Origin of the sequence: Maricaulis sp., assembly GCF_015665295.1 — a bacterium.
GTDB lineage: Bacteria > Pseudomonadota > Alphaproteobacteria > Caulobacterales > Maricaulaceae > Maricaulis.
In genome coordinates this window covers 1-23,697 of the sequence record NZ_JADFAJ010000002.1, presented here as the reverse complement: position 1 = coordinate 23,697, position 23,697 = coordinate 1, and the positions used below count along the sequence as shown (strand labels likewise).

17 protein-coding genes and 1 pseudogene are annotated in these 23,697 nt (G+C 64.3%); 7 read left to right on the top strand and 11 right to left on the bottom strand.

The features are described from left to right. The first annotated feature begins 13 nt into the window (after positions 1-13). The 3 genes from QZZ02_RS01440 to QZZ02_RS01430 all read left to right on the top strand — a co-directional run bounded on the left by QZZ02_RS01440 (position 14) and on the right by QZZ02_RS01430 (position 4,292). Positions 14-925 carry an alpha/beta hydrolase gene (locus tag QZZ02_RS01440; RefSeq protein WP_291841777.1) on the top strand — a complete coding sequence of 304 codons (912 nt, stop codon included), beginning with the start codon at positions 14-16 and terminating at the stop codon, positions 923-925. After that, positions 922-3,219, top strand: a complete 2,298-nt coding sequence (locus QZZ02_RS01435) for a TonB-dependent receptor (protein ID WP_291841776.1) — start codon at positions 922-924, stop codon at positions 3,217-3,219. Before QZZ02_RS01440 ends, QZZ02_RS01435 begins: the two co-directional genes overlap by 4 nt. 110 nt (positions 3,220-3,329) lie before the next feature. Next, the gene (locus QZZ02_RS01430; protein WP_291841775.1) at positions 3,330-4,292 is read left to right on the top strand and encodes an alpha/beta fold hydrolase; all 963 of its coding nucleotides are present in this window, start codon (positions 3,330-3,332) and stop codon (positions 4,290-4,292) included. A 2-nt stretch (positions 4,293-4,294) separates the two neighbouring features. On the opposite strand, the gene QZZ02_RS01425 is transcribed toward QZZ02_RS01430, so the two are convergent. Beyond that, complete coding sequence (locus QZZ02_RS01425; protein WP_291841774.1) at positions 4,295-4,660, bottom strand: BlaI/MecI/CopY family transcriptional regulator; 366 nt, start codon at positions 4,658-4,660, stop codon at positions 4,295-4,297. 125 nt (positions 4,661-4,785) lie between these two features. On the opposite strand from QZZ02_RS01425, the gene QZZ02_RS01420 reads away from it, so the two are divergent. Genes QZZ02_RS01420 through QZZ02_RS01410 form a run of 3 tightly spaced genes read left to right on the top strand, consistent with a single transcriptional unit; the run spans position 4,786 to position 7,586 of the window. Further along, positions 4,786-5,109, top strand: coding sequence for a DUF4212 domain-containing protein (locus QZZ02_RS01420; protein WP_291841772.1), 324 nt, complete (start codon positions 4,786-4,788; stop codon positions 5,107-5,109). Next, on the top strand, positions 5,106-6,806 hold the full coding sequence (locus tag QZZ02_RS01415; protein WP_291841771.1) for a sodium:solute symporter family protein: 1,701 nt from the start codon (positions 5,106-5,108) through the stop codon (positions 6,804-6,806). Before QZZ02_RS01420 ends, QZZ02_RS01415 begins: the two co-directional genes overlap by 4 nt. A gap of 9 nt (positions 6,807-6,815) precedes the next feature. Continuing rightward, positions 6,816-7,586, top strand: a complete 771-nt coding sequence (locus QZZ02_RS01410) for a DUF1295 domain-containing protein (protein WP_291841770.1) — start codon at positions 6,816-6,818, stop codon at positions 7,584-7,586. A gap of 295 nt (positions 7,587-7,881) precedes the next feature. On the opposite strand, the gene QZZ02_RS01405 is transcribed toward QZZ02_RS01410, so the two are convergent. Then, the gene (locus QZZ02_RS01405; protein ID WP_291841769.1) at positions 7,882-11,130 is read right to left on the bottom strand and encodes an error-prone DNA polymerase; all 3,249 of its coding nucleotides are present in this window, start codon (positions 11,128-11,130) and stop codon (positions 7,882-7,884) included. 219 nt (positions 11,131-11,349) lie between these two features. Beyond that, complete coding sequence (locus tag QZZ02_RS01400; RefSeq protein ID WP_291841768.1) at positions 11,350-13,071, bottom strand: hypothetical protein; 1,722 nt, start codon at positions 13,069-13,071, stop codon at positions 11,350-11,352. 845 nt (positions 13,072-13,916) lie between these two features. On the opposite strand from QZZ02_RS01400, the gene QZZ02_RS01395 reads away from it, so the two are divergent. After that, a complete protein-coding gene (locus QZZ02_RS01395) occupies positions 13,917-14,606 on the top strand; it encodes an SOS response-associated peptidase (protein ID WP_291841767.1) in 690 nt (229 codons plus the stop codon). Here the strand turns inward: QZZ02_RS01395 and QZZ02_RS01390 are convergent. The 8 genes and pseudogenes from QZZ02_RS01390 to QZZ02_RS01355 all read right to left on the bottom strand — a co-directional run. Next, positions 14,603-15,316, bottom strand: coding sequence for a hypothetical protein (locus QZZ02_RS01390; protein WP_291841766.1), 714 nt, complete (start codon positions 15,314-15,316; stop codon positions 14,603-14,605). The two genes, QZZ02_RS01395 and QZZ02_RS01390, sit on opposite strands and share 4 nt — an antisense overlap. Beyond that, positions 15,313-16,056, bottom strand: coding sequence for a hypothetical protein (locus QZZ02_RS01385; RefSeq protein ID WP_291841764.1), 744 nt, complete (start codon positions 16,054-16,056; stop codon positions 15,313-15,315). Before QZZ02_RS01385 ends, QZZ02_RS01390 begins: the two co-directional genes overlap by 4 nt. Next, positions 16,053-16,790, bottom strand: a complete 738-nt coding sequence (locus QZZ02_RS01380; RefSeq protein ID WP_291841763.1) for a hypothetical protein — start codon at positions 16,788-16,790, stop codon at positions 16,053-16,055. Before QZZ02_RS01380 ends, QZZ02_RS01385 begins: the two co-directional genes overlap by 4 nt. Continuing rightward, on the bottom strand, positions 16,787-17,491 hold the full coding sequence (locus tag QZZ02_RS01375; RefSeq protein ID WP_291841762.1) for a hypothetical protein: 705 nt from the start codon (positions 17,489-17,491) through the stop codon (positions 16,787-16,789). Before QZZ02_RS01375 ends, QZZ02_RS01380 begins: the two co-directional genes overlap by 4 nt. Next, the gene (locus QZZ02_RS01370; RefSeq protein ID WP_291841761.1) at positions 17,488-18,252 is read right to left on the bottom strand and encodes a hypothetical protein; all 765 of its coding nucleotides are present in this window, start codon (positions 18,250-18,252) and stop codon (positions 17,488-17,490) included. The genes QZZ02_RS01375 and QZZ02_RS01370 overlap by 4 nt, the downstream gene beginning before the upstream one ends. Positions 18,253-18,416: 164 nt before the next feature. Further along, complete coding sequence (locus QZZ02_RS01365) at positions 18,417-20,270, bottom strand: hypothetical protein (protein ID WP_291841760.1); 1,854 nt, start codon at positions 20,268-20,270, stop codon at positions 18,417-18,419. 9 nt (positions 20,271-20,279) lie between these two features. Further along, entirely contained in the window at positions 20,280-22,115 is a 1,836-nt protein-coding gene (locus tag QZZ02_RS01360) for a hypothetical protein (protein ID WP_291841759.1), read from the bottom strand. Next, a pseudogene (locus QZZ02_RS01355) lies at positions 22,112-23,697 on the bottom strand (hypothetical protein); the annotation flags it as partial. The gene QZZ02_RS01360 and the pseudogene QZZ02_RS01355, both read right to left, overlap by 4 nt.

Here is a 23,697-nt window from a genome sequence, read left to right as displayed (position 1 = left end):
GGAGTTGAGAAACGTGGCCGATGCGCAGCCGCACAGACCGGAAGAAGGCGCGCGCCCGACGCAGCGCCTGACGCTGCGCGACGGCACGGTCATGGCCTATCGCGATCTCGGCGACGGACCGGCGTTGCTCCTCGTCCACGGCTGGGCTGCCTCCGGCGAATTCTTCGACACGGTCGCCGGTCTGCTGGCTGACGAGTTTCGCATCCTGGTGCCCGATCTGCGCGGTCACGGGCTGACACCGGCCGGACCCGGCCCGACCTCGATCGCCGACCTTGCCGACGACATGCACGAATTTCTCGCCACGCTGGGGCTGACCGATGTCGTCATGCTGGGCTGGTCGATGGGGGCCACCGTGTTGTGGTCGATGATCGAGCGGCACGGATATGACCGGCTCGCCGGCATGGTGATCGAGGATATGAGCCCGCGCATTCTCAATGACGAAAGCTGGGCGCTGGGCATGTCGAGTGGCATGGATGTGGCAGCCTCCATCCGCGCCACCGCCGCCATGCGGGCTGACTGGCCCGCCTATGCCGCCGCGTTCGCACCGCGCATGTTCGCCCGTGACCGGGCGGCCCGCGAGCCCCAGATCGTGGCCGACGCCCTGACCTTGCTGAGAGCCCGCAATGCCGATGCCATGGCGGATTTGTGGGCATCCATGGCGCAGCAGGACCTGCGCCCAAGACTTTCGGGAATGGCCATCCCGGCGCTGATCGCCTTTGGCGAACGCAGCGATGCCTATGGCCCGGAGACGAGCCGCTATCTCGTCGAAACCCTGCCCGCCGCACAGGCGCATGGGTTCGCCCACTCCGGGCATGCACCGCATCTCGAACAACCGGAAGAATTTGTCGACGCGGTTAAAACCTTCGCCCGCCAGGCCCTGGCGCAGGCGACATCAAAACAGACCATCGAGGGGAGTATCTCATGAAACACTTCAAGACCCTGACGGGCACCGCGCTGCTATTGAGCACGGTTGCCGCTTCAGCCCTGGTCGCGGCGCCCGCCGTCGCCCAGGACAATGGTGCATCGCAAGGCCGCGACGTCATCACCGTCACGGCTCGCCGCCGCGAGGAAACACTGCAGGACGTGCCGCTGTCCGTCAGCGCCATGAGCGGTGAAGACCTCGAGCGAATGGGCGCGCTGGACATTGTCGCCATTGCCGACACCACGCCGAACATCACGCTGGAAGTCTCGCGCGGCACCAATTCGACCCTGTCGGCCTTCATCCGCGGCGTCGGCCAGCAAGACCCGGTCGCCGGTTTCGAAGCCGGCGTCGGCATTTATGTTGACGACGTTTATCTCAATCGCCCGCAGGGCGCGGTCCTCGATATCTATGATGTCGACCGGATCGAAGTCCTGCGCGGTCCGCAGGGCACGCTCTACGGCCGCAACACGATCGGTGGCGCCGTCAAATACGTCACCCGTCGCATCGATGCCGACGAGCCGACCATGACGGCCCGCGTCGGGTTTGGCAGCTATGGCCAGCTCGACACCGTTCTGTCCGGCAGCGCACCGCTGACCGACACTATCCGTGTCGGTGGCTCGATGGGCCGCTTCACGCGCGACGGGTTCGGCGAGAACCTGACGACCGGCGAGGACAATTACGACAAGAATGTCTTCGGCTATCGCGTATCTGCCGAGTGGGAGCCGACCGACAATTTCTTCGTCCGTCTGGCCTATGACAATGTCTCGGACACCTCGAACGCCCGCGGCGGTCACCGTCTGACCGTCGGCGCGCTGTCCGGCGCTCCGATCCTGTCGAATGTCCATGACACCCGGGCCGGCCTGAATGTGGTCGACCAGGAAGTCGAAGGCGATGGCCTCGCGCTGACCGCCGAATGGCAGATCAACGACAACTGGACCGTCCGCAACATCCTTGCCGACCGGTCCGACACTTCGGTCACCCCGATCGATTTCGACAACCTGCCGTCCGGCGATCTCGATGTTCCGGCGATCTACGAGAACGAGCAGTTCTCCGAGGAATTCCAGCTGCTCTATTCCGGCGAGCGCCTCAACGGCCTGGTCGGCTACTACTATCTCGACGCCAGCGCGATGACGGTGTTTGACGTGCTGCTGGACAATGTCCTGGCCGGTCTCAACGCCCAGACCTTCGGCGAAGTGGACACCAAGACCTGGTCGGTCTTCGCCAACTTCACCTATGATCTGACCGACGAGTTCTCGCTGACCCTGGGTGGCCGTTACACCGAGGACGAGCGGACTTCGACGGTTTTGCGCCGGACCTATCTCGGCGGTTTCTCCGAATTCTTCGGCGGTGCCGGCTTCCCGATCGCCACGACGTCGGACTTTACCGGCACCAATTCCTGGGATGATTTCTCGCCGACCGCCTCGCTGGCCTGGCAGCCCAATGCCTCGAACAATTTCTACCTGACCTATTCCCAAGGCTTCAAGGGCGGCGGTTTCGACCCGCGGGCCCAGACGACCGGCGCACCGGACTTCGATCAGAACGGCACGGTTGAGGCAGACGAGATCTATGAGTTCATGAGCTTCGATCCGGAAACGGTCGACAGCATCGAGATCGGCTGGAAGTACCAGGGCAATCGTTACAGCCACAGCCTTGCCGTCTTCAACATGGACTATACCGACATCCAGGTGCCGGGCTCGGTCGGCATTGATACCGACAATGACGGCGTCAACGACACCTTCACCGGTGTGACCACCAATGCCGGCGCCGCGACCATTCGCGGTATCGAGTATGAGGGCTCGCTGGACCTTGCCTCCGATGTCCTCAACCAGGGCGATATCATGACCCTCGGCTGGGCTGTCGGCCTGCTGGATGGCGAGTATGATCAGTTCATCAACGCTTTCGGCGTCGATGTGTCCGATCAGGTCGTGATCCAGAACACGCCGGACACCACGATCTCGGCGACGCTGACCTATATCGCGCCGATGAATGGTGGCGACCTGTCGATCATCAACACGCTCAGCCATCGCGGCGATTCCAGCCAGTTCGAATTCCCCTTCGCACTGCTCGACCAGCGCGCCTACACGCTGTGGAACGCGTCGGCTGTCTGGGAAGGTGATGAGGGTCACTGGCAGTTCGGCCTGCATGGCCGCAACCTGACCGACGAAGAATACCGGGTCTCCGGCTATGACTTCGTCAACAACACGACCCTGGCTCCGGAGCTGGGCCTTGAGGGCACGCTGGTTGGCTATTACGGCCCGCCGCGGACCTTCACGGCGACCATCACCTGGCGCTACTAGGTCGACCAGCCGGCGGACGGGAACCTCCCCCGTCCGCCCGGTCCGGACTATCCTGCGGCGGCGCCCTTCGGGGTGCCGCCGTTCTTTCATGTCGCGCCATGAGGTCTGCCATGCGTTTCCTGATTTCTCTGCTTCTTGGCCTGCTGCTCATCGCCGGGGTCGCCGTTTTCCTGTTCACCCGCTCAGCCAACCAGTCGAATCCGGCAGGTGGGGCCATCGACGAGGCCGGGCTTGCTGCCTCCATTGATTCACCCTGGTGGCGTGAAGCCGACCGGCTGGTCGATGTGGACGGCGTGCAGACGCGAGTTCGCATCGAGGGGCCGGACGAGGCGCCGGTGCTTGTTCTTGTGCACGGCTTTTCCCATTCACTGGAAAGCTGGGACGCCTGGGCTGCCGACCTGTCCGCCGATTATCGTGTCGTGCGCATGGACCTGCCCGGCCACGGCCTGACCGGCCGCGATCCGCAGGCCCGCTACTCGGTGCCCGAAACGGTTGCGTTTCTGGATCGGCTGATGTCGGAACTTGCGATCGAGCGGGCAACGCTGATCGGCAATTCACTCGGCGGCCTGGTGACCTGGCGCCAGGCTGCGGATCATCCCGAAAAAGTTGAGCGCCTGGTGTTGCTGGCGCCCGGCGGGTTTTCCATCAATGGCGTCACCGAGAATCCCGTTCCGGTCCCCATGGGCGTGCAATTCTATCTCACCCAGGCGCCGCAGCCGGTTATCACCGCGGCGACACAAATGCTCTATGGTGACGCGTCCGCCATGCCGGACGGAACGCCGGAACGCGTCCATGCGATGATGCGCGGTGAGGGTGTCGGCCAGGCCATGGTCGAGCGCCTGCGCGTTTTCACCCTGCCGGAACCAAGCGCCGATCTGGCCCGCATTGCCGTGCCGACCCTGGTGATGTGGGGCGAGGCCGATGTCATCGTGCCGCCGGCGCATGGTCCGCAATTTGTCGCGGCCATCCCGGAAGCCCGCCTGGTCACCTATCCCGGTCTGGGGCATGTGGTGCACGAGGAAGCGCCAGGGCAAACGCTGGCTGACCTGCGGGCTTTCCTGTCGGCAGGATGAGGTCAGGCCTTGCGGCGCTGGGCGATCTCGGCCTGCAGGTCGGCCCAGTCCTTCGGGTCGATATCGCTCTCGCGCAGCACGACCACGCCCAGGCCATTGTCAGGGGTGGTGCTGTCACCACACAGCAGACGGCCGAGCGCGTGGCTGCGGGCGGTTTCGCGGTTCAGGCGCGGCCGGTAGACGATGTCGCGCCCGGCCTGCTGGCGCTCGACCGCGCCCTTGCGGCGCAGCCCGTGCAGCAGGTTGAGTGTGGTCGTCGCCGGCTGGCGGGTGGCGATGGCCAGCTCGCTGACCGAGGCGCCGCCACGATCCCACAGGATGCGCATGGTGGCGTTTTCGTCTTCGGTAAGGCGGTCGCTCTGGCTCATCTCAGTCATCCTTCCACATCTCGTTCCTGACCTGAAACGCAACAGGTCTGGTGTGTTAAGGATTTGTTTGCAAAGCTCGCGCCGCCGATCGTCATCACTGTCATGCGATCAGTCTGGGGGAGCAAATGGCGCAAGACAAGTCATCCGCGCGCAAGGCCTATTGGCGCGCCAATCTGGGCCTCATGGGCATATTGCTGGCGGTCTGGTTCACCGTATCCTTCGGATTCGGCATCCTTTTGCGTCCCTGGCTGGACCAGGTCTCGCTGGGCGGCGCGCCGCTGGGGTTCTGGTTCGCCCAGCAGGGCTCCATCCTCACCTTCATTGTGCTGATCTTCTATTATGCCTGGGCGATGAACCGGCTGGAGGCACGCTTTGCCAACCGGCTCGGCAGCGGTGACATGACACCGGTAACGCCGGCGGACGCTCCCGACCCGGAGGATGCGTCATGACCCCGACCCTGTTCTGGACCGGTTTTTTCGTCATTACATCCTTCGCGCTCTATATCGGGATCGCGATCGCGTCGCGGGTCGGCTCGACCGATGAATTCTACGTCGCCGGCCATCACGTCCCGCCGGTCTTCAACGGCATGGCCACCGCCGCCGACTGGATGAGCGCGGCCTCCTTCCTCTCCATGGCCGGCCTGATCGCCTTTTCCGGATATGACGGCTCGGTCTTCCTGATGGGCTGGACCGGCGGCTACGTGCTGCTCGCACTCCTTCTGGCGCCCTATCTCAGGCGTTTCGGCAAGTTCACGGTGCCGGACTTCATCGGCGACCGATATTACTCCAACACCGCCCGCGTTGTTGCCGTCGTGTGCGCGATCTTTGTCTCCTTTACCTATATCGCCGGCCAGATGCAGGGCGTCGGCATTGCCTTCTCGCGCTTCCTGGAAATTCCCATTGAGGCCGGTGTGGTGATCGGCGGACTGGTCGTTTTGATGTACGCCACACTCGGCGGCATGAAGGGGATCACCTATACTCAGGTGGCGCAGTATTGCGTGCTGATCTTCGCCTTCATGACCCCGGCCATCTTCATCTCGCTGCAGCTGACCGGTTCGCCGGTGCCGCAGCTGGGCTTCATCGGCAATGCCAGTGATGGCACGCCGCTCCTGATGAAGCTGGACGGCATGCTCACCGAGCTCGGCTTTGCCCCCTATACCGACGGCTCCAAATCGACCTTCGATGTCTTCGCAATCACCCTGGCGCTGATGGCGGGGACCGCCGGCCTTCCCCATGTGATCGTGCGCTTCTTCACCGTGCCCAAGGCCGCGGATGCGCGCAAATCGGCCGGCTGGGCGCTCCTCTTCATCGGCATTCTCTACGTCACCGCCCCGGCGGTCGCCGTCTTCGCCCGGACCAATTTCATCGAGACGGTGAATGAGAGTGTCTATGAGCCCGAAACCACGACGCTGGCCGAGGGTGAAAGCGCGACGCCGGACTGGTTCCACCGCTGGGAGACGACCGGTCTTCTTGGCTTCGAGGACCGCAATGGCGATGGTCGCATCCAGTACCGCGCCGACCCGGCGACCAACGAAGTCACCACACTCAATCGTGATATCTTCGTGCTCGCCAATCCGGAGATTGCGAACCTGCCCGCCTGGGTGATCGGCCTCGTGGTCTCGGGCGGGATCGCGGCGGCCCTGTCGACGGCAGCCGGTCTCCTGCTGGTGATCTCGTCCTCGATCTCGCACGACCTGTGTCGCAAGGTGTTGTTCAAATCCATGACCGACAAGCAGGAACTCCTGATCGCCCGACTGTCGGCGACCGGGGCCGTGCTGATCGCCATCCTCGCCGGCATCTACCCGCCGGGCTTTGTCGCCTCGGTCGTGGCGCTGGCCTTCGGGCTCGCGGCGGCCAGCTTCTTCCCGGCCATCCTGCTGGGCATTTTCTGGCAACGCATGAGCAAGGAAGGCGCGATTGCCGGCATGGTCACCGGCCTGGGTGTGACCGGCGCCTATATCCTCACCTACAAGATCTTCGGCTGGATCCCCAATGATGCCGAGTACTGGATCCTCGGCGTCTCGCCGGAAGGCTTTGGCACGATCGGCATGGTGATCAGCTTTGTGATTTCCGTGACGGTCTCGCTCATGACACCGGCCCCGCCGGCCGAGGTCCGCGAACTGGTCGAACGGATCCGGGCACCCTAGGTTAGAGGCATGATCCCCTATCTTCTCAATCTCGCCCTCATGCTCGGCGTCATGATGCTGGCCTGGCCCTTCAGCGTCCCGCGCAAGGATCCCTCCTATATCGACAGTATCTGGCCGCTGGGTTTTCTGGTCCTGGCCCTGTCCTCGCTCCTGTTCGCCGGGGCGGAGGGCGCGACCTGGTATGTCGCGCTGGTGGCGATCTGGGCCCTGCGCCTGGGCCATCATCTCTTCACGCGCTGGCAGCATGAGGGGGCGGACAAGCGCTACCAGAAGCTCCTCGAACGCTCACCGCCGGGCAAGGAGGCCATCTTCATGCTGGTCGCTGTCTTCCTCCTGCAGGGCGTGCTCCTGTGGGTGACCGCCCTGCCGGTCCAGCATGCCGTGATGGAGGGCGCCCGCTACACCGCCCCGGCCGCAATCGCGGGCATGGCCCTCTTTGCCATCGGCCTCGCCTTTGAAGTGATCGGCGACCGTCAGCTGGCCGCCTTCAAGGCAGATCCTGCGAACAAGGGCCAGGTCATGGACCGGGGGCTCTGGCGCTATACCCGTCATCCGAATTATTTCGGCAATGCCGTCCTCTTCTGGGGCCTCTGGCTGATCACGGTCGCCGACGGAGACGGCTGGTGGACAATCATCGGCCCGCTCTTCCTCACCTTCACCCTGACCCGCTGGACCGGCGCCAAAATGCTGGAGGAAGGTCTTCACGAAAGCCGGCCTAGTTATGCGGACTATGTCGCCCGGACGCCGGGTTTCGTGCCCTGGTGGCCGAAGCGGGGGTGAAGGTTGCGCAATTGGACGCGCTCCGCGTGGAGCTGTCCATACATCACTTGTCAGCCAGCGGGCCGTATCGGGTTCTCGAGGTCAAGGGCGCCGCAGGCGCCGCTTCGCGGGCAGGCCCCTTGAGCTCGAGAACCCGATACGGCTTTCTCCCGGCAAGTGATTCATGGCGGGGTGTGCGCTGGAGCCCCTCTTTCGCGGGGGAACCCATTTGTCATCCCGGACGGAGGCCCCGCGCAGGCGGGGCGCAGATCCGGGACCCACAGGCAGACACTCGCCGCCCTTCGAGCCTCCGCCCTCAATGAAAATCCCGGCTCTTTGGCAATATGTCCTCCAGTCGCTCGCCCTGCATGACGCGGCGGTAGAGGGCGACGGTTCTGGGGTCGGCATTGGGGCGGGTGATTTCGTCGGCATGGGCGACGGCCTCGGCGAAATCGGCTCCATCAGCCAGTGCGGCGAGGCGCCAGGACTGGTCGGTGAGGCGATTGGCGACGACATGGATGACCGGGCCTTCGCGTTGAACCCGGCCGGTCACACCCAGAAGCTTGGATGACATGACGATGCGGCGATGGCGTTCGAAACAGCTCGGCCAGACGATGACATTGGCGATGCCGGTCTCGTCTTCCAGCGTGGCGAAGATGACGCCCGAGGCCGAGCCGGGGCGCTGGCGCACCAGGACCAGGCCGGCCAGGGTGACCCAGCGCCCGTCACGCATCTCATTGAGAGCCGAGCAGGTGGCATGGCCGGTCTCGGCCAGCTCGCCGCGAAAGAAACTCAGCGGATGGGCCTTCAGGGAGAGGCGCAGGGTGGCGTAATCCTGGGCGACCTGTTCGCCACCGGTCAGTTCGGGCAGGGCGACGGGATGCTCATGCCCCCAGCTGTCGGCGTGCTGGAAGAGAGGCAGCGGCCTGCCGGCCTCGGCCAAGGCGGTCCAGCTCGCCTTGCGCCGGTCCATGGCCAGGGAGCCGGCGGCATCGGCATTGGCCAGCCGATCCAGCGAGCCCTTGTCGAGCCGGGCCCGGCGGGCGAGATCGGCCAGGCTTTCAAAAGGCCCCTCGGCCTGGCGGGCGGCAACGAGGCGGGCGGCGGCCGGTTCCTTCATGCCCTTGATCTGGCGCAGGCCGAGGCGCACGGCAAAGCGCATGCCGGTGCCGTCGCGGCGCGGGATATCGGTCTCCTCCAGCGTGGCATCCCAGTCGGAGTGATTGATGTCGGGCGGGCGAACATCAACGCCATGCTCGCGGGCATCGCGGACCAGCTGGGCGGGAGCATAGAATCCCATGGGCTGGCTGTTCAGCAGGGCGGCGAGGAAGACGTCGGGATAATAATGCTTCAGCCAGCAGGAGACATAGACGATGAGCGCGAAGCTGGCGGCATGACTTTCGGGAAAGCCGTATTCGCCGAAGCCCTCGAGCTGCCTGAAACAGCGCTCGGCGAAGTCCGGCTCATAGCCATTGGCGATCATGCCATTCATCAGTTTCTGGCCCATTTCGTAAATCGTGCCCGAGCGCCGGAAGGCGGCCATGGAGCGGCGCAGCCGGTCAGCCTCGGCCGGGGTGAAGCCGGCGGCGACAATGGCAATCCGCATGGCCTGCTCCTGGAAGAGCGGCACGCCGAGCGTCTTGCCCAGTACCTCTTCGAGTTCTTTCGAGGGAAATTCCACGATCTCTTCGCCACGTCGCCGGCGCAGATAGGGATGGACCATATCGCCCTGGATCGGGCCGGGCCGGACGATGGCCACCTCGATCACCAGATCGTAGAAATTGCGCGGCCTCAGGCGCGGCAACATGGTCATCTGGGCCCGGCTCTCGATCTGGAAGACGCCGACCGTGTCGGCCTTGCAGATCATGTCATAGACGCGCGGATCCTCGGCCGGGATGCTGGCCATGGTCAGATGGCGGCCATGGTGCGTGGCCAGCAGCTCGAAGGCGCGGGCGACACAGGTCAGCATGCCCAGGCCCAGCACATCGACCTTCATCAGGCCGAGTGCGTCGATATCCTCCTTGTCCCATTCCAGCATGGTGCGTTCGGGCATGGCGGCATTGTGCAGCGGCACGATCTCGTCGAGCCGGGCGCGGGTCATCACGAAACCGCCGGGATGCTGGGCGAGATGACGCGGGAAGCCCATCAGCTCGCGGGCATAGCGCAGCGTCATGGCGAGCGCCGGACTGTCCGGATCGAGGCCGAGCTCGTCGCGGATGCGGCTCTCCTGGAGATCGTCGCTGGACCAGCCCCACAGGCTTTTCGACAGGGCCGAGATGACATCGCCGGACAGGCCGAACACCTTGCCGACCTCGCGGATGGCGCCGCGCGGACGATAGCAATTCACGGTCGCCGTCATGGCGGCGCGGCGACGCCCGTACTTCTCATAGACGTACTGGATCACCTCCTCGCGCCGGTTGTGCTCGAAATCGACGTCGATGTCAGGCGGCTCGCCGCGCTCGGCCGAGACGAAACGCTCGAAGAGGAGATCGATCCGGTTCGGGTCGACCTCGGTGATGCCGATCGCAAAACAGACCGCCGAATTGGCCGCCGATCCGCGTCCCTGACACAGGATTCCGCGCGAACGGGCAAAGCGGATCACGTCTTGGACGGTGAGGAAATAGGACGGGTAGTCGAGCCCTTCGATGAGGTCGAGTTCGGTGGCGACGGCGCGGGCAATCTTGTCCGGCACGCCGGCGGGATAGCGGGTTTGCAGACCCTCCGCTGCGAGGCGTCGCAGGGTTTCGTTCGGCGTTTCATTCTCGCCGATCACCTCGTCGGGGTAATGATAGACCAGTTCGTCCAGCGAGAAGGTCAGGCGGCGGGCGATCCCGACCGAGCGCGCAACAGCCTCCTCATAGCCGTGGAACAGGCGGTAGATCTCGGCCACCGGCTTGAGATGGCGTTCGGCATTGGCGGCGAGGTGGAAGCCGGCCTCGGTAATGCGGACATGCTCGCGGATACAGGTCACGACATCGGCCAGCGGCTTGCGGCCTGGCGCGTGATAGCGGGCATCCGTGCTGGCGATTGTCGTCAGGCTCCAGTCATTGGCCAGCTGCGAGAGGCGGTGCAGGCGTTCGCCATCGCGGCCGTCAAACCAGCGGGTCAGGACGAGATGGGTCTCGCCCCTGAGGGTCGGCAATAGGGCGCTGACCCGGTCCTGCCAGGCCTGGTCCGGCTCGTGCGGCGGGATGAGCAGCAGGATCTGTCCGGCCGAGGCGTTTGCGAGGTCGTCGGCGTGCAGGTCGCAATTGCCCTTCGTGGTGGCGAAATTGGCGTCGGTCAGCAGGCGGGTCAAACGGGCATAAGCGGCCAGATCGGTCGGATAGGCCGCGATCTCCAGCCCGCAGCGCGTGACCAGGCGGGTGCCGACCAGGAGCGGGATGCCGGCCTCCTTCGCGGCCAGATGGGCGCGCACCATGCCGGCAAAGCTGTTGCGGTCGGCCAGCCCGATCCCGGCCAGGCCCAGCGCCTTCGCCTGCGCCACCATCTCGTCGGGATGCGAGGCACCGGTCAGGAAGGTGAAATTGCTGGCCGTGAGCAGTTCGGCAAAGTCGCGGCTCATAGTTTTTCCTCCGCATGGCGGGGGATGTGGGCCGGAGCACAGCGACGGGTCGATGTTCCTTTTTCTTCTCCCGCTTGCGGGGGAAGTGGGCTGCCGCTTTGCGGCAGGTCGATGGGTTTTTTTCCGGCTTGCGCCTGACCCCTCCGCCCGGCATGGCCGGGCACCCCCGCCGCTGCGCCGGGAAGGAAAGGCGAAAGCCTTTCCTTCATTTCCTTCTTCTCACGACGCGCCATGGACGAACCATTGGGGTCGGGTGGTCTCGAGGCCGTAGAGGCCGTCGCGATAGAGCCAGAAACGGCGGCCTTCACGGGTTTCGACGCGGAAGTAATCGCGGGTGCGGGCCGGGCGGTCGGTTTGCCAGATGCCCTCGCGCCACCAGTCCGGAGCGAGACGTTCAGGGCCCTCGGCCCGGTCGACCTGGTGGCGGACGCGGCGCCAGACAAAGCTGCGTGGCGGGCCATCGGGAATCTCGGCGACGGCCTCGGCCGGTTCCGGCCGGGCGAGGATGAGCAGGGGGCGCCGGGGTGGTGGCAGGAGCGTTGATTGCGGCTCGGATTCGGCGACCGCCAGCATGGGGGCGCGGCGCGCGGCAGCAGGGGCTGGCGGACTGGCCAGTGCCGGACGCCAGAGCGCGGCGCGATCGGGCTGGTGGCTGGCCCGGCGGGCGGCGCGCTGGACCTTGTCCTCGCCCAGCCGCACGACGAGGCGATCGGTCAGGCGGGCCAGATCGGTCTCGTCGACCCGGCCGTCATCGACCAGCCCGTCCTGGCGTTCGCCGAGGCGCTGGGTGGCGCGGGCGGTCAGCTCGATCATCGCGATGCCGAAACCGATATCGATCTCGGCCCGGTCCAGCTTCTCGTTGAACAGGCGCGCGAGATGACCGGCCTCGCGGGCCGGTGCCGCGGTGCCCAGGGTGAGGAGATGGGTCTTGCCGTCGACCCGGAAGAGGTGGAGGTCGAGCCGGGTGACGCCGCGTCCGGCCGTTTCCAGCGCCCCGCACAGGCCTTCTGCCGTGTCCTTAACCCCCTGTTTCAGGCCATCGAGCAGGAGCAGCGCATCGACATAGCGGGTGCGGGCGCGAAAGGGCGTGACCGGTTGTAGCGGATTGAGGACTTCGCGGGTCCGGCCGGTCGCCTGGTCAAGCCGGTCGACCAGGGCGCGCCCGAAGCGCCGGACCAGGCTGGCGCGTGGCAGGCTGGCGATATCGCCAACCCGTTTGAGCCCGAAACGACGCAGGGTGGCGGCGGTTTCGCCAATGCGCAGGGCGGCGACCGGCAGCGGGTTGAGGGCGGCGGATATGTCCTTGACGATGACCTGCCCGCCCGGCGCGCCGGGCGCAGCATGACGGGCCAGGCCCCAGGCGAGACCGATCGTCGGGGCGATGGCGCCACGGGCCTCATGCCCCTGGCGGCGCAGGGCGGTCAGGGCGTCGTGCAGCAGGGCCTCTTCACCGCTGAACAGATGGGCGCAGCCGGTGATTTCCAGCAGGATGCCATCCTCGCCGGGCAGGCCGGGGTCGGGTGCGGTCCAGGGCGACCAGCGGCCACAGCCCCGCGCCAGCGCGGCCAGGCGCCGGACATCACCGGCCGGGTCGGCCGGACGCAGCTGCAGGGTCGGCTCCAGTGCCTTGGCATCGGAGACCGCTTGGCCGGGCTGCAGACCGCGCCGTGCGGCCTCGGCATCGAGCGCATAGAGGCGCTCGCCCCCCGTCGTGGTGTGGACCAGGGCGAAGGGCGCCGGCCGGGCGTCCGTCGCCAGCTTGTCTGACGGGGCCGGCTTATCCGGTGAGGCGGATAAGCTGACCGGCCAGGGCCGGGCCGAAGCGGGACGCGGCCGGGCTGGCGGGGCGGGTGTCGGGTCCGGTCTTGCGCTCGGTATTGCGCTCTGGCGGTGCCGGTCGGTCGGCCAGCGGGGCAGGCTCAAGGACATGAAACGACGCATGTTTCCACTCGATCTCGTATTCCTGTGGCGGGCCGCCCCTGACCCGTTCCAGTGCGGCGTGAAACCGCGGTTCTCCCAATCCCGGCAGCCCTCTTGCGCCGATCCAGGCCCGTGCCGGGGACGGGCGGGCGGCGATACGCCAGCGACTGAGCGCGGCGCTCGGTGCCAGGCCTTCATGCGGCCGCAGGACCAGAGCCAGGGCTCCGGCCCGCCGCGCCGCCTGGTCGAGCCGGCGCGTGGCGGTCAGGTCATAGCGGGCCGAGGGACCGGTCTCGCCGATCACCACGGCGCCGGTCTTCAGCCCCTCTTCCAGCGTCCACAGCGTGTCGCTCTCGCAGCCCGTCTCGACCAGGATGAGCCGGGCCGGATCGAGCCCCCATTGCGCCAGGGCTGGCGGGTAGGGGCGACCGAAATCCTGGCCGGTGCCCATGGACCGCCGGACCCAGAGCACGGGGCGTTCCCGGCCTGCCGCCGCCAGATGAGTGGCCATCAGCCCGGCCTGCACGGCCAGCGCCGCCGGCGTGTCGAGATAGCCGGCCGGGCAGATCTCGTGCAGGCCCGGCGCCAGCTGCAACGGGTCGGCACCGATCCGTGCTGCATCGCACGGGGGCACGGCCTCCGCGGGTTCGGCGGGCGATGCGGCGGGGTCTGTCTCCCCCAGGTCCAGGGCCCGTATCTGACGGCGCAGCTCGGCAAGCTGCTGCCGCCGGTCAGGGTGTGACGGCACAGTCATCAGATTTGGCTCTCGCTTGATGTTCTTCTTATGTTCTCATCTGGCGCGGCAGAGTCAAGCGACGAATCCGGGCGCTTTCGCACGCCCCGCCAATCGGGCTAGTCTGCCCGGCATGTGTGGTCGCTATGCCCTTGGAAAGCTTCAGTGGTGGATTCTGCAGGAGACATTCAAGCTCCAGCAGGGCGCGCTCAATCTCGAGCCGCGCTGGAATATCGCCCCGACCCAGAGAGCGCCGATCATCCGTCGCGAGGACGGCCGTACGGAAGCGGTGATGGCGCGCTGGGGGCTGGTGCCCTATTTCTGGCAGAAACCGCTCAAGGAGATGAAATTCTCCACCTTCAACGCCAAGTCGGAGACGGCCGCCTCGGCGCCCAGCTTCCGCATGCCCTTCCAGAAGCGGCGCTGCATCATCCCGGCGGTGGGCTTTTACGAGTGGACCGGTCCGAAAGGCGCCAAACAGCCGCATTTCATCACCGTGAAGGATCAGGACTGGTTCGGTTTTGCCGGCCTGTGGGACCGGGCCGAGGTCGAGGGCGAGACAATCGACAGTTTCACCATCCTCACCACCGCGCCCAATGAGGCCATGGCCGCCATCCACACCCGCATGCCGGTCATTCTCGGTCCGGAGGATTTCGAAGCCTGGACCGATGCCGACAATCACGACATCGAGCCTTTGCTGAAAGGCCTGCCCTCCGAGGCGATGGATATCCGCGAGGCCAACAAGGCCGTCGGCAATGTCCGCGTCGACGAGGAATGGTTGACCGAGCCGGGCGACGGCCCGCAGCGGGTGGGCCTGCTCTAGGGGGTGTCGCCGGTTTCCATCGCCGCCAACACGGCCTGTGCCCGTTCCAGCGTGCCTTCATGCCATATCCGGTTGACCTGGTTGGCGCGGGTGGTCAGGCGGGCGGCGGTGAAGATCTCGGGTGACTGGCGTATCTCGGCGAGACCTCGATAGAGATCGGGGCGCAGCGCCTCGGGGTCTTCCACCGCATAGCCCTGGACTTCCAGCAGGAGGCCAGCATTGTCGGTGATCAGCCGGGCGAGGGAGGCATAGGCCAGCTCCTGGCGACGCACCTGCTCGTCAAACTCCACCAGCGCCTCGCGCAGGGCTTCCGAGCGGATCAGCCGCATCTCGCCGGAGGCCACCAGTTCGGCATAGGTCGCCGAGCGACCATTGGGCACGGGCGTGCCGATGGCGTTCTGCAGGGCTTCGAAGAAGTCAGCATCGCTGACGAAGGTCTGGTCACGCAGCAGGAGAGTCTCGAAGGACGTGCCCGCCTCGATCCGTGTCTCGAGCTGGGCGACCATGGTCGCCGTACGGGCCTCGATCTCGACGAAGTCCGCGTGCAGGCGGTCCAGGATCAGGGCTTCGCGCTGATGCTCGATCCGGGTCTCGTTCCAGGCGGAAATCTGGAAGCCGATCACCACGCCGGCCAGCACGATGATGAATTCGACTGCGACGGCGAGCCAGTTCTGGGTCTTCAGGGCCTTGGTGATCGAGGTCAGGATCATTCGGCGACCATTTCTTCCGGCGCGTCGGCCGGTGCGATGGCGGCCTCGATATCCAGCGTGTCGGTGAGGATGGCTTCCAGCTCATTCACCTCGGTCAGCATGCCCTCGAGCCAGTAGCGATTGACCGAACTCAGACGGAGCATGTGGCCGAACGCATTGAGGAATTCCTCGTCAGCGGCAAGCGCGTCGAAATCGAAATGCACGTCCTCGGCACCGCCTGTCCCGGTCTCAAGGCGAGACTGGATGGTGTACATGAAGGGCGGTGCGGTATTGCTCATCAGCGCGATGTAATCGGCATAGCTGCGCAATTGGGCGTCTGTCTGCGCGATGCGACGGCGCAGATCGGGATCGCGGATCAGATTCATCTGGCCGCCGCTGATCAGTTCGTTCAGCGTGCCCATTTGCGGCGAACCCACGACGAGCCGGGTCGCGGCATTGAGCTGCCATCCCGTGCCCGCGGTTTCACGATCACCGGTCAGAAGGGCTATGCGTATCGCGTCCCCATCTTCGTGCCATTCCCTCGAATTGGCGATTTCGGCCTCGAGCACGGCGCGCGAGCGCGCCATGTCGTCATGCAGCCTTTCCAGATAGATCTGCTCGAGTGCGACCGCGGTGCGCGCCTCATTCCAGGCCGTGATCTGGAAACCGATCACGACGCCGAGGATCACGATCACGAATTCGAGGCTGACCGCGAACCAGTTCTGTTCGCGCAGCGCCCTGGTGATGCGAGCGAGGATCATGGCGTTCTCTCCTCAGCGCAGGGGCGGCCGGTGGCATCGGCCAGGCGGTGGCAGAGTTCAACCGTTTCGGCCTCCAGCTGGATGACATAGTAGCCGAAAATCGCGTGCATTCGGGCCATCTGGACCAGCGCGCTGGTCCGCCGTGGCTCGGCCGCAAGGCGTTCCAGGTCGACACGGACGCGGGTGATGGTCGGATCATCCGTCGGTTCGTGGAAGGAAAATTCCGCCAGCGTGTCGGTGAAGGTGGTGAGCCCGCGTCGGAAGCTGGCGTGCTGATTGTCGATCCAGGCCAGACTGGCCTGGTAGCGGTTCAGCGCGATCACCAGGTCCCGGTCGGCGATGAGCGCCAGGTCACCGGACTGTTCGAGCGCCTGATAGATGCTCCGCCGGACCGGATGGCGCGAAAAATACATCAGTTGCGCCACGCCGCGCTCGAAGGCCTCGGCTTCGCCGTCCTCGAGATGCCCGCGCATCGCCACGGCAATCATGACCTGCTGGTCGGCTCCACGCCGGGCATTGGCGTCGATGCGCTGTCGCAGGGCGCCGATATTCTCCTCGGTCTCCAGTTGCAGCCGCGCGAGCGCCTGTTCGACCCGGACCGCATTTTGGCTTTGCTCATTCCAGGCGGTGAACTGGAAGGCCAGCATGACGCCGGCCACGACAATCACGAACTCGATCGCCACGGCGAGCCAGTTCTGTTCGCGGATAGCGCGGCTGATGCGGGCGAGGATCATGGCATCGCTCCCCCTTGGTCTGGTTCAATCGCGGCAAGAACCTCGCGAGCGCTTCCCAGTATTCGCTCATAGGTTATTCTGAGCGCGCCTTGATAAATCACCAGAGCTTCCAGATCGGATTCTGCCAGAGGCAGCAAATTGGGATCGAAGGAGGTTACGTCGTGATCCGCCGACAACGAGTTGTATTCTACGGCATCGAACAGGGCAGTCGAACCTGTCAGATGACTGGCCGCTTCTGGCCACAGATAGGCGTTGCGCTGAATTTCCTGATCAAACTCCGCTAAAGCCGTCCTCAATGCCTCAGGAAGAAGCGACAGCTCGCCGGACGCAATCATCTCGGCAAAGATGGCGGAACGTGCAGGCGGTCGACCGACATGGCGGGTCAGGCCCAGCCAGTCCCTCATCAGCGCCGGATCCGTTGTGGACACGGTATCATTCCGGATCGCCGCGATCACATTTTCACTGGCGGCTTCATAACTGGCCAGTAAACGCTCGTAGTCGGACAAACTCGTCTCAAGAACTCGAAATTCTTCTTCAATGCGCTCTATCAGCATTGATGCGCGAGCGTCCTCGGCCCGCTCGCTATTCCATGCCGTGATCTGGAAACCGATCACGACACCCGCGATGACGATGATGAATTCAAGGACGACGGCGAACCAGTTCTGTTCCTTGATCGCAGAGGAGAGACGGGCGAGGATCATTCAATGGCCTCCGGATCGATATCCCAACGCAATTCAAGTTCATCGGCGATCTGGACAAGAAGCGCTCCGTAGATCCCGATGAGCGGCCGGTAAGCGTCCATGCGCTCATGGGTCAGATAGCTGACCGATGAGATCGAATTGGTCAGCAGACTGTCCTGGCAGATCGCCGTTATGTCGTAGCTGATCCGGACCCGGTGTTCGGGAACGAAGGGATTGTCGATGACCTGATCGAGGCCAAACCGCAATTGCGGTTCAATGCGCTGGCGATTTTGCAGCATGCTGTTCATCGTGTCATCGAAGGCCGCCGCCCGCCACTCGACGATAGAAACGATGTTGGCCAGTTGGTCGAGAATAGCCCGGTTGCGGATGACAATGGTACGCCCCGAAGCAAGCATTTCATCGATGGTGCGGCGATTGAGCCGCGGCGGGTTGATCCATCCGAGCGTCGAGATTCCGCGCTGGAACATCGTGTCGTCTTCCGGCGCGACAGAGCAGCGCGATAGCGACCCAATTATGACGGCTTGATCCGATATCTGCTGTTCGAGAAAGGCAATATCCCGGATTTGCGCAGTCCGGCTGGCCGCAATGTCATCATAGAGCCGGATCAATGTGTCGCGTTCGTCGATGCGCTCCTGGCGGGCGGCATTCCACGCCGTGATCTGGAAACCGATCACCACGCCGGCGATGACGATGACGAATTCGATCGCCACAGCGAGCCAGTTCTGTTCGCGGACGGCCTTGCTAATCCTTTGAAGAATCATCCTCTTTTTCCTCTCCTGACAACGACGCTAGCAGGGGCGGGAAGAATTACAAAAGGGAAAGATTGAGCGCGCGTCCCGGAGACAGACGCAAAGCAAATCCCCCGCGTGCCTATCGCCGGGTCTGCCTCGGCTTCCCTTTGCACCAGCCGCGCGCCACAGTGTTGTTAATCCATTTCGCTCGGCGGAAGGCACTCAAAGTCCTCCTCGCCCACGGGTCGGCATTGGGACGGGAAGCCGCGCGCCCTCCAGAGATCCACCAGGTCCCCACGGCGGACCCAGAACTTCCATCGCGGATCGGCGAAAATTTCGCCTCTGAAAGATTGCCAGAACGGGTTGTAGTTAGCCCAATTGCTGGGCAGCTCGTCGATGTCACGGATCGGGGCTCGGGAGAAATAATACTCGATGTCGGACGCCAGCAAGGCATACAGGGAACGGACAAAGCCCCGGCTTTCCACGGCAAGCGGTTGCATGTCTGTCAGGCTTTGCGCAGCGACGAAGGGCTCGATCAAATCCTCATCTCCACGAACCAGGTGGCCGCGGTCGCGCATGGCGATGAGCGCGGACTGGGTTCCGGCCATGTCACCGGCCCTCGCAAGGCCCCACATCAGGTTGGCATACGGGAAGCGCAAGCTCGGGTCGATGTCGATTGAGGCACGGAATTGAGCGTTGGATTCTTCGAACCGGCCTTGATAGGCGAGCAGGTTTCCCAACGTGTTGCGGAAAATCGCCCCCTGCGGATCCAGCGCCACCGCATGTTCGGAAAGCGCCAACGCTTCCGTCACATACCCCACTTTTCCGAGTATCTGAGCGGCCGTGTCGAGGACGTCGGGGTCATTGGGAGCAAGGGCTACGGCCCGGTCCAGCATGTCCAGCCCCTCGATCCAGTTCCAGTTCTCGGTAAGCGCCGCTCCAAGAAAGGCATGGGCCTGGGCGTCGGCCGGATTGATCACAATCGCCCGGCGCGCGGTCTCTACGGCCAGGGCATTCCACCTCACCGCAAGCTCAGGCGCAGGCGCGCTGTTGCCCTGACGGTAATAGTGCATCACCCAATAAACACCAGATAACTGTGTCCATCCGGGCCCGTATTCGGGGTCGCGCGCCAGCGTTTCGGTCAGCATGGCAGCGGCGAGTTCGAGATTGGCCTGACCGCGCTCGCGAAAGAGTTGTCGGGCATGAAGGAAGGATTCGTAGGCGCCCAGATCGGAGGTGCGCGCAACGCTGATCGCCCCCGTCTCGAGTCCCAGGGAAGTGGCGAGTTCATCGGCAACCGCCCCCGCGATCTCGTCCTGGATATCGAAAATATCGGTCAGTTCCCGGTCATAGGTTTCCGACCAGAGATGAAAACCGTCCTCGGAACGGATCAACTGGGCGGTGATCCGAAGCCGCGTCCCGCTGCGGCGCACGCTACCCTCCAGAACATGGCTGACATTCAGCGCACTGCCGATCTCACGCAAATCCTGGTCCTGACCCCGATAGGCAAAACTGGAGGTGCGGCCCGCGACCTGGAGGTCAGGAATACGAACGAGGACATTGAGGATCTCTTCCGAAATCCCATCGGCGAAATAGGCCTGATCGCTATCGGGGCTCATGTCTGCAAAGGGAAGCACCGCGACGGATGCCCCTTCGCCGGCCTCCGCCCGCGCCGCGAGCTCCGGAGCGGTTGCCGCTTGCGGGCTCGCCAATTGCTGCCAGACGATGACGCCGACAAGCACGACCAGCCCGGCGACGATAGCATAATCCAGCTTGCGGGCGGTTTGTGTGGCAATGCCGTCGTCTGCGGGCACGGCAACCGTCAGCTTCATGCCCTCGGGCGTCATCTCGAACGCCCAAGCCAGCAGTAGGGCAATGGGAAAGCCCACCCCCAGCAGCACGATGAAGAATGTATCGGTCCAATCCGGAAGGCCCAACGGTTCGGCGATCAGCGAGACGACCTGGATCAGCACCCAGCCGACCACCAGATAGGCGGTCGCGACCCGGAACACGTTGCGGCGGCGCAGTTCGGAGAGCAGGCGGTTCATCCGGTCATCCTAGTCGCAATCAAAATCGTCGTCTTCGCCGGCGCGGCATTGCGGCGGAAAGCCGTGCTCACGCCAGTGGTCGAGTATGCCGGTCTGGCGCATCCGGTCCTTGAACCGGTCCAGCTGACGCCAGGCGTGCAGTTCCGACTGCCAGTAGATGAAGGGGTTTTGACTTGAATTGCTCGGGTCGAGCGGAAGCAGCAGGATCGCGACCATGTATTCCCCGGTATTGCCAATGCTTTCGGCATACCGCCATGCATCGGCCCCTAGCTCGGAATGATTTTCGTCCAGGTTCAGAAAGGCTTCGTAGATCTCGCCGGCGCGCGGATAGCGCGGCAAGACTGACGCCAGATTGACTGCCTGGGTAAAGGCAATGTCTTCTCGGAAATGGGCCAGCATCCCGAAATTCAGCCATTCACCGGTAACGAGGCCCGCGTTCAGGGCATTTCTGTACGTCGCGAATCCGTCCTCGGCGCGCCCCATGGCATAGAGTGTATCGTAGGTATTTTCGACACGGGGCGCATAACGGGGCTCCTGCGCCATGCACACCTGAAAATCATTCAGCGCGAGGTCGAGATAGCCCATGTCCAGATAGACCAGCCCGCGCCAGTTGCGCGCCGATCCGTCATGGGGATCGAAGTCCAGCGCGCGTGTGAATTGGGCAATGATGTCTGAATAATCCGCCCACCGGCCCAGCAGGCGCGATTGGAATGCCTGTGAATTGGCAAGCACGGCCATGGCTGTCGCATTCTCTGGATCGATGTCCAGGGCATGGCGCGCAAACCGGGCCGCTTCGGCATGCAAATCCTCCAGGGGACGGCTGGTTTCGCTGTACTCTACCAGCAGGAGCGTTGCGCCGGCGCGGATGGCATAGGCCTGCGCGAAACCGGGGTCCCGGGCGATTGCCTGATCCAGCAGGTCCATCACCTGGCCAAGATCGCGGCGGCCGAGATACAGGGACCGCGCCTGAAGATAGAGGGTGTAGGCATCGACATCATCCGTCACGGCCGCGACGGCGACGACCGGTTCGGGAACGGACTCATCCAGGAAGCCGCGCAGCGCCTCGACGATGGCCGTGGCAATCTCGTCCTGCACGGCGAAAATGGCACCGGCTGTCAGCGGCCGGTCAAACGTGTCTGACCACAAGTGCCGGTCATCACGCGCATCGATCAGCTGGGCGGTAATGCGTACCGTGGCGCTATCGGTACGCACCGAGCCTTCCAGAACGTGCCGGACATTCAGACCTTCTGCGATTTCCGGGATGGAATAGGCTTCGCCCCGATACTGGAAGGCAGACGTGCGCGAGGCGACGTCCAGCCCATCAATCCGTACAAGGACGTTCAGGATTTCCTCGGCAATGCCGTCGCCAAAATAGGCCTGGTCGCCCTCCGGCGACAGGTCGGCAAAGGGCAGGACCGCAATGGAGGAATCCGAAACCTCCGGACTTTCGGGAATGGGTGTGGCCCCGGTTGGCACCCGGCCAGCGCCGTCTCCGTAAACGCCGGGCCCGCGAGCCCATTGCGCGCCGCCAATGACGACGACCGCCAGCATGGCGGCGATCAGCACATAATCGCTGGGGCCGAGCGGTTTGAACCCTGTGGGCGCGTCTGCGGCCTCGGTCTTCTTCGTGCCCTCGGGCGTCAGTTCGAACGCCCAGGCGATAAACAGGACAATCGGGAAGGCCCCGATCAGGAGGACAAGCACCAGGCTGTCGGCCCAGTCGGGCAGTCCGGCGGCGGCTCCGATGGTCGCCACGACCTGCATCACCAGCCAGCCCGCGACCAGATAGGCGGCGGCCACACGGAAGACGTTGCGGCGGCGCAGCTCGGCGAGGAAATGGTTCATCCGTCCGCCTCCCCGTCATACCAGCCGCATTCGAAATAATTTTCTCCAGCGGGGTGGCATTGTGGCGGGAAGCCGCGTTCACGCCAGAAATCGGGAAGGCTGGCGGCCTCCATGGCCCTGTGGCGCGCCGCGATAAAGGCGTCACGGACTTCCGGCCGGAACCGGTCAATCTGGAGGGGGTTCCAGCGAATATCGAAGTCATCAATCGGAAAGTCTTCGTTGTATGCGAAGGAAGGTGGCTCGAAGCCCTCGAGAGAGCCGTTTTCGCGCAGATAAATAGCCCTGAGCATTCGCTCGAATTCTGCGTTCGTCAGGCTATGGTCGCTATAATACCGGTAACGGGCTTCGAGATAGGCGTCGGTTCTACGGTCCTCAGCCAAGTAAGCGAGGAAATATAGGGCTGTCGCGGCGTCTCCGGTGGCGAAATAGACCGGGGCCATGATATGGGGATAGGATTCCTGTCCCGCCAGGATGCCGGCTTCAAAAAGCTCAAGTGCCAGGTCCGTATGCCCGCGATAGAGTTCGGCAAAAGCGAGGAAACGGCGGCAGATCTCATAGTTCGGATCGCGTTCGAGGCATGCTTCAAAATCGGTGGCCGCCTGATCAAAGAAACCGGCATCCAGCCAGATCGAGCCCCGGAAATACCACGCATTGGCACTCGTCGGGTCGCGCTCGACGGCAGCATTGGTCTGGTTGAGTGCTTCGGACCACTCGAAGCGTCGACGCGCGACATTGCCGCGGACAGAGTACGGTAGGCTGAGACTGGCATCCAGAGCCGTAGCCCGGTCGGCGGCTTCAAGCGCCAGCGCGTCGAAATCCTGATCGGCCTCGCCGCCACCAATCCAGCTTTCGGCGATGCCATAGATAGCGGCTAGCCCGGCCCAGCCACGGGCAAAGTCCGGGTCGGCGTCGACGGCCTGTTCGAAATAGGCGATGCCGTCCGGAATGTTGTCATTGTTCCGCCGGTGGAAAATATCCTGGCCGCGCAGAAAGAGCTCATAAGCATCCAGATTTTCCGTGTCGCTACTCACGGAGACATCGGGCGGTTCCATACCCAGCGTTTCGCTGAGCGCGCGGACAATCTCCGATGCAATCTCGTCCTGAATGGCAAAGATGTTTTCCGCTGTCAGTGGCCGGTCGAACGTCTCCGACCAGAGGTGCTGGTCGGTCTCGGAATCGATCAGCTGGGCGGTAATGCGCAGCGTGCTCCCAGCCTTGCGCACCGAGCCCTCGACAACATGCCGGACATTCAGCGCCTGTGCGATGGCCGGTATGCCCAGCTCGTCGCCGCGGAACTGGAAGGCCGAGGTGCGGGAGGCGACATGCAGCCCGTCCACGCGGGTCAGCACGTTGAGGATTTCCTCGGCAATGCCGTCGCCAAAATAGGCCTGGTTGCCCTCCGGTGACAGGTCGGCAAAGGGCAGGACCGCAATGGAGGAATCCGAAACCTCCGGCCTTTCGGGAATGGGTGTGGCCCCGGTTGGCACCCGGCCAGCGCCGTCTCCGTAAACGCCGGGCCCGCGAGCCCATTGCGCGCCGCCAATGACGACGACCGCCAGCATGGCGGCGATCAGCACATAAT

Coding starts and splice junctions, on each gene's coding strand:
- QZZ02_RS01435 (WP_291841776.1), top strand. CDS start 922: ATGAAACACTTCAAGACCCTGACGGGCACCGCGCTGCTATTGAGCACG.
- QZZ02_RS01430 (WP_291841775.1), top strand. CDS start 3,330: ATGCGTTTCCTGATTTCTCTGCTTCTTGGCCTGCTGCTCATCGCCGGG.
- QZZ02_RS01425 (WP_291841774.1), bottom strand. CDS start 4,660: ATGAGCCAGAGCGACCGCCTTACCGAAGACGAAAACGCCACCATGCGC.
- QZZ02_RS01420 (WP_291841772.1), top strand. CDS start 4,786: ATGGCGCAAGACAAGTCATCCGCGCGCAAGGCCTATTGGCGCGCCAAT.
- QZZ02_RS01415 (WP_291841771.1), top strand. CDS start 5,106: ATGACCCCGACCCTGTTCTGGACCGGTTTTTTCGTCATTACATCCTTC.
- QZZ02_RS01410 (WP_291841770.1), top strand. CDS start 6,816: ATGATCCCCTATCTTCTCAATCTCGCCCTCATGCTCGGCGTCATGATG.
- QZZ02_RS01405 (WP_291841769.1), bottom strand. CDS start 11,130: ATGAGCCGCGACTTTGCCGAACTGCTCACGGCCAGCAATTTCACCTTC.
- QZZ02_RS01400 (WP_291841768.1), bottom strand. CDS start 13,071: ATGCGTCGTTTCATGTCCTTGAGCCTGCCCCGCTGGCCGACCGACCGG.
- QZZ02_RS01395 (WP_291841767.1), top strand. CDS start 13,917: ATGTGTGGTCGCTATGCCCTTGGAAAGCTTCAGTGGTGGATTCTGCAG.
- QZZ02_RS01390 (WP_291841766.1), bottom strand. CDS start 15,316: ATGATCCTGACCTCGATCACCAAGGCCCTGAAGACCCAGAACTGGCTC.
- QZZ02_RS01385 (WP_291841764.1), bottom strand. CDS start 16,056: ATGATCCTCGCTCGCATCACCAGGGCGCTGCGCGAACAGAACTGGTTC.
- QZZ02_RS01380 (WP_291841763.1), bottom strand. CDS start 16,790: ATGATCCTCGCCCGCATCAGCCGCGCTATCCGCGAACAGAACTGGCTC.
- QZZ02_RS01375 (WP_291841762.1), bottom strand. CDS start 17,491: ATGATCCTCGCCCGTCTCTCCTCTGCGATCAAGGAACAGAACTGGTTC.
- QZZ02_RS01370 (WP_291841761.1), bottom strand. CDS start 18,252: ATGATTCTTCAAAGGATTAGCAAGGCCGTCCGCGAACAGAACTGGCTC.
- QZZ02_RS01365 (WP_291841760.1), bottom strand. CDS start 20,270: ATGAACCGCCTGCTCTCCGAACTGCGCCGCCGCAACGTGTTCCGGGTC.
- QZZ02_RS01360 (WP_291841759.1), bottom strand. CDS start 22,115: ATGAACCATTTCCTCGCCGAGCTGCGCCGCCGCAACGTCTTCCGTGTG.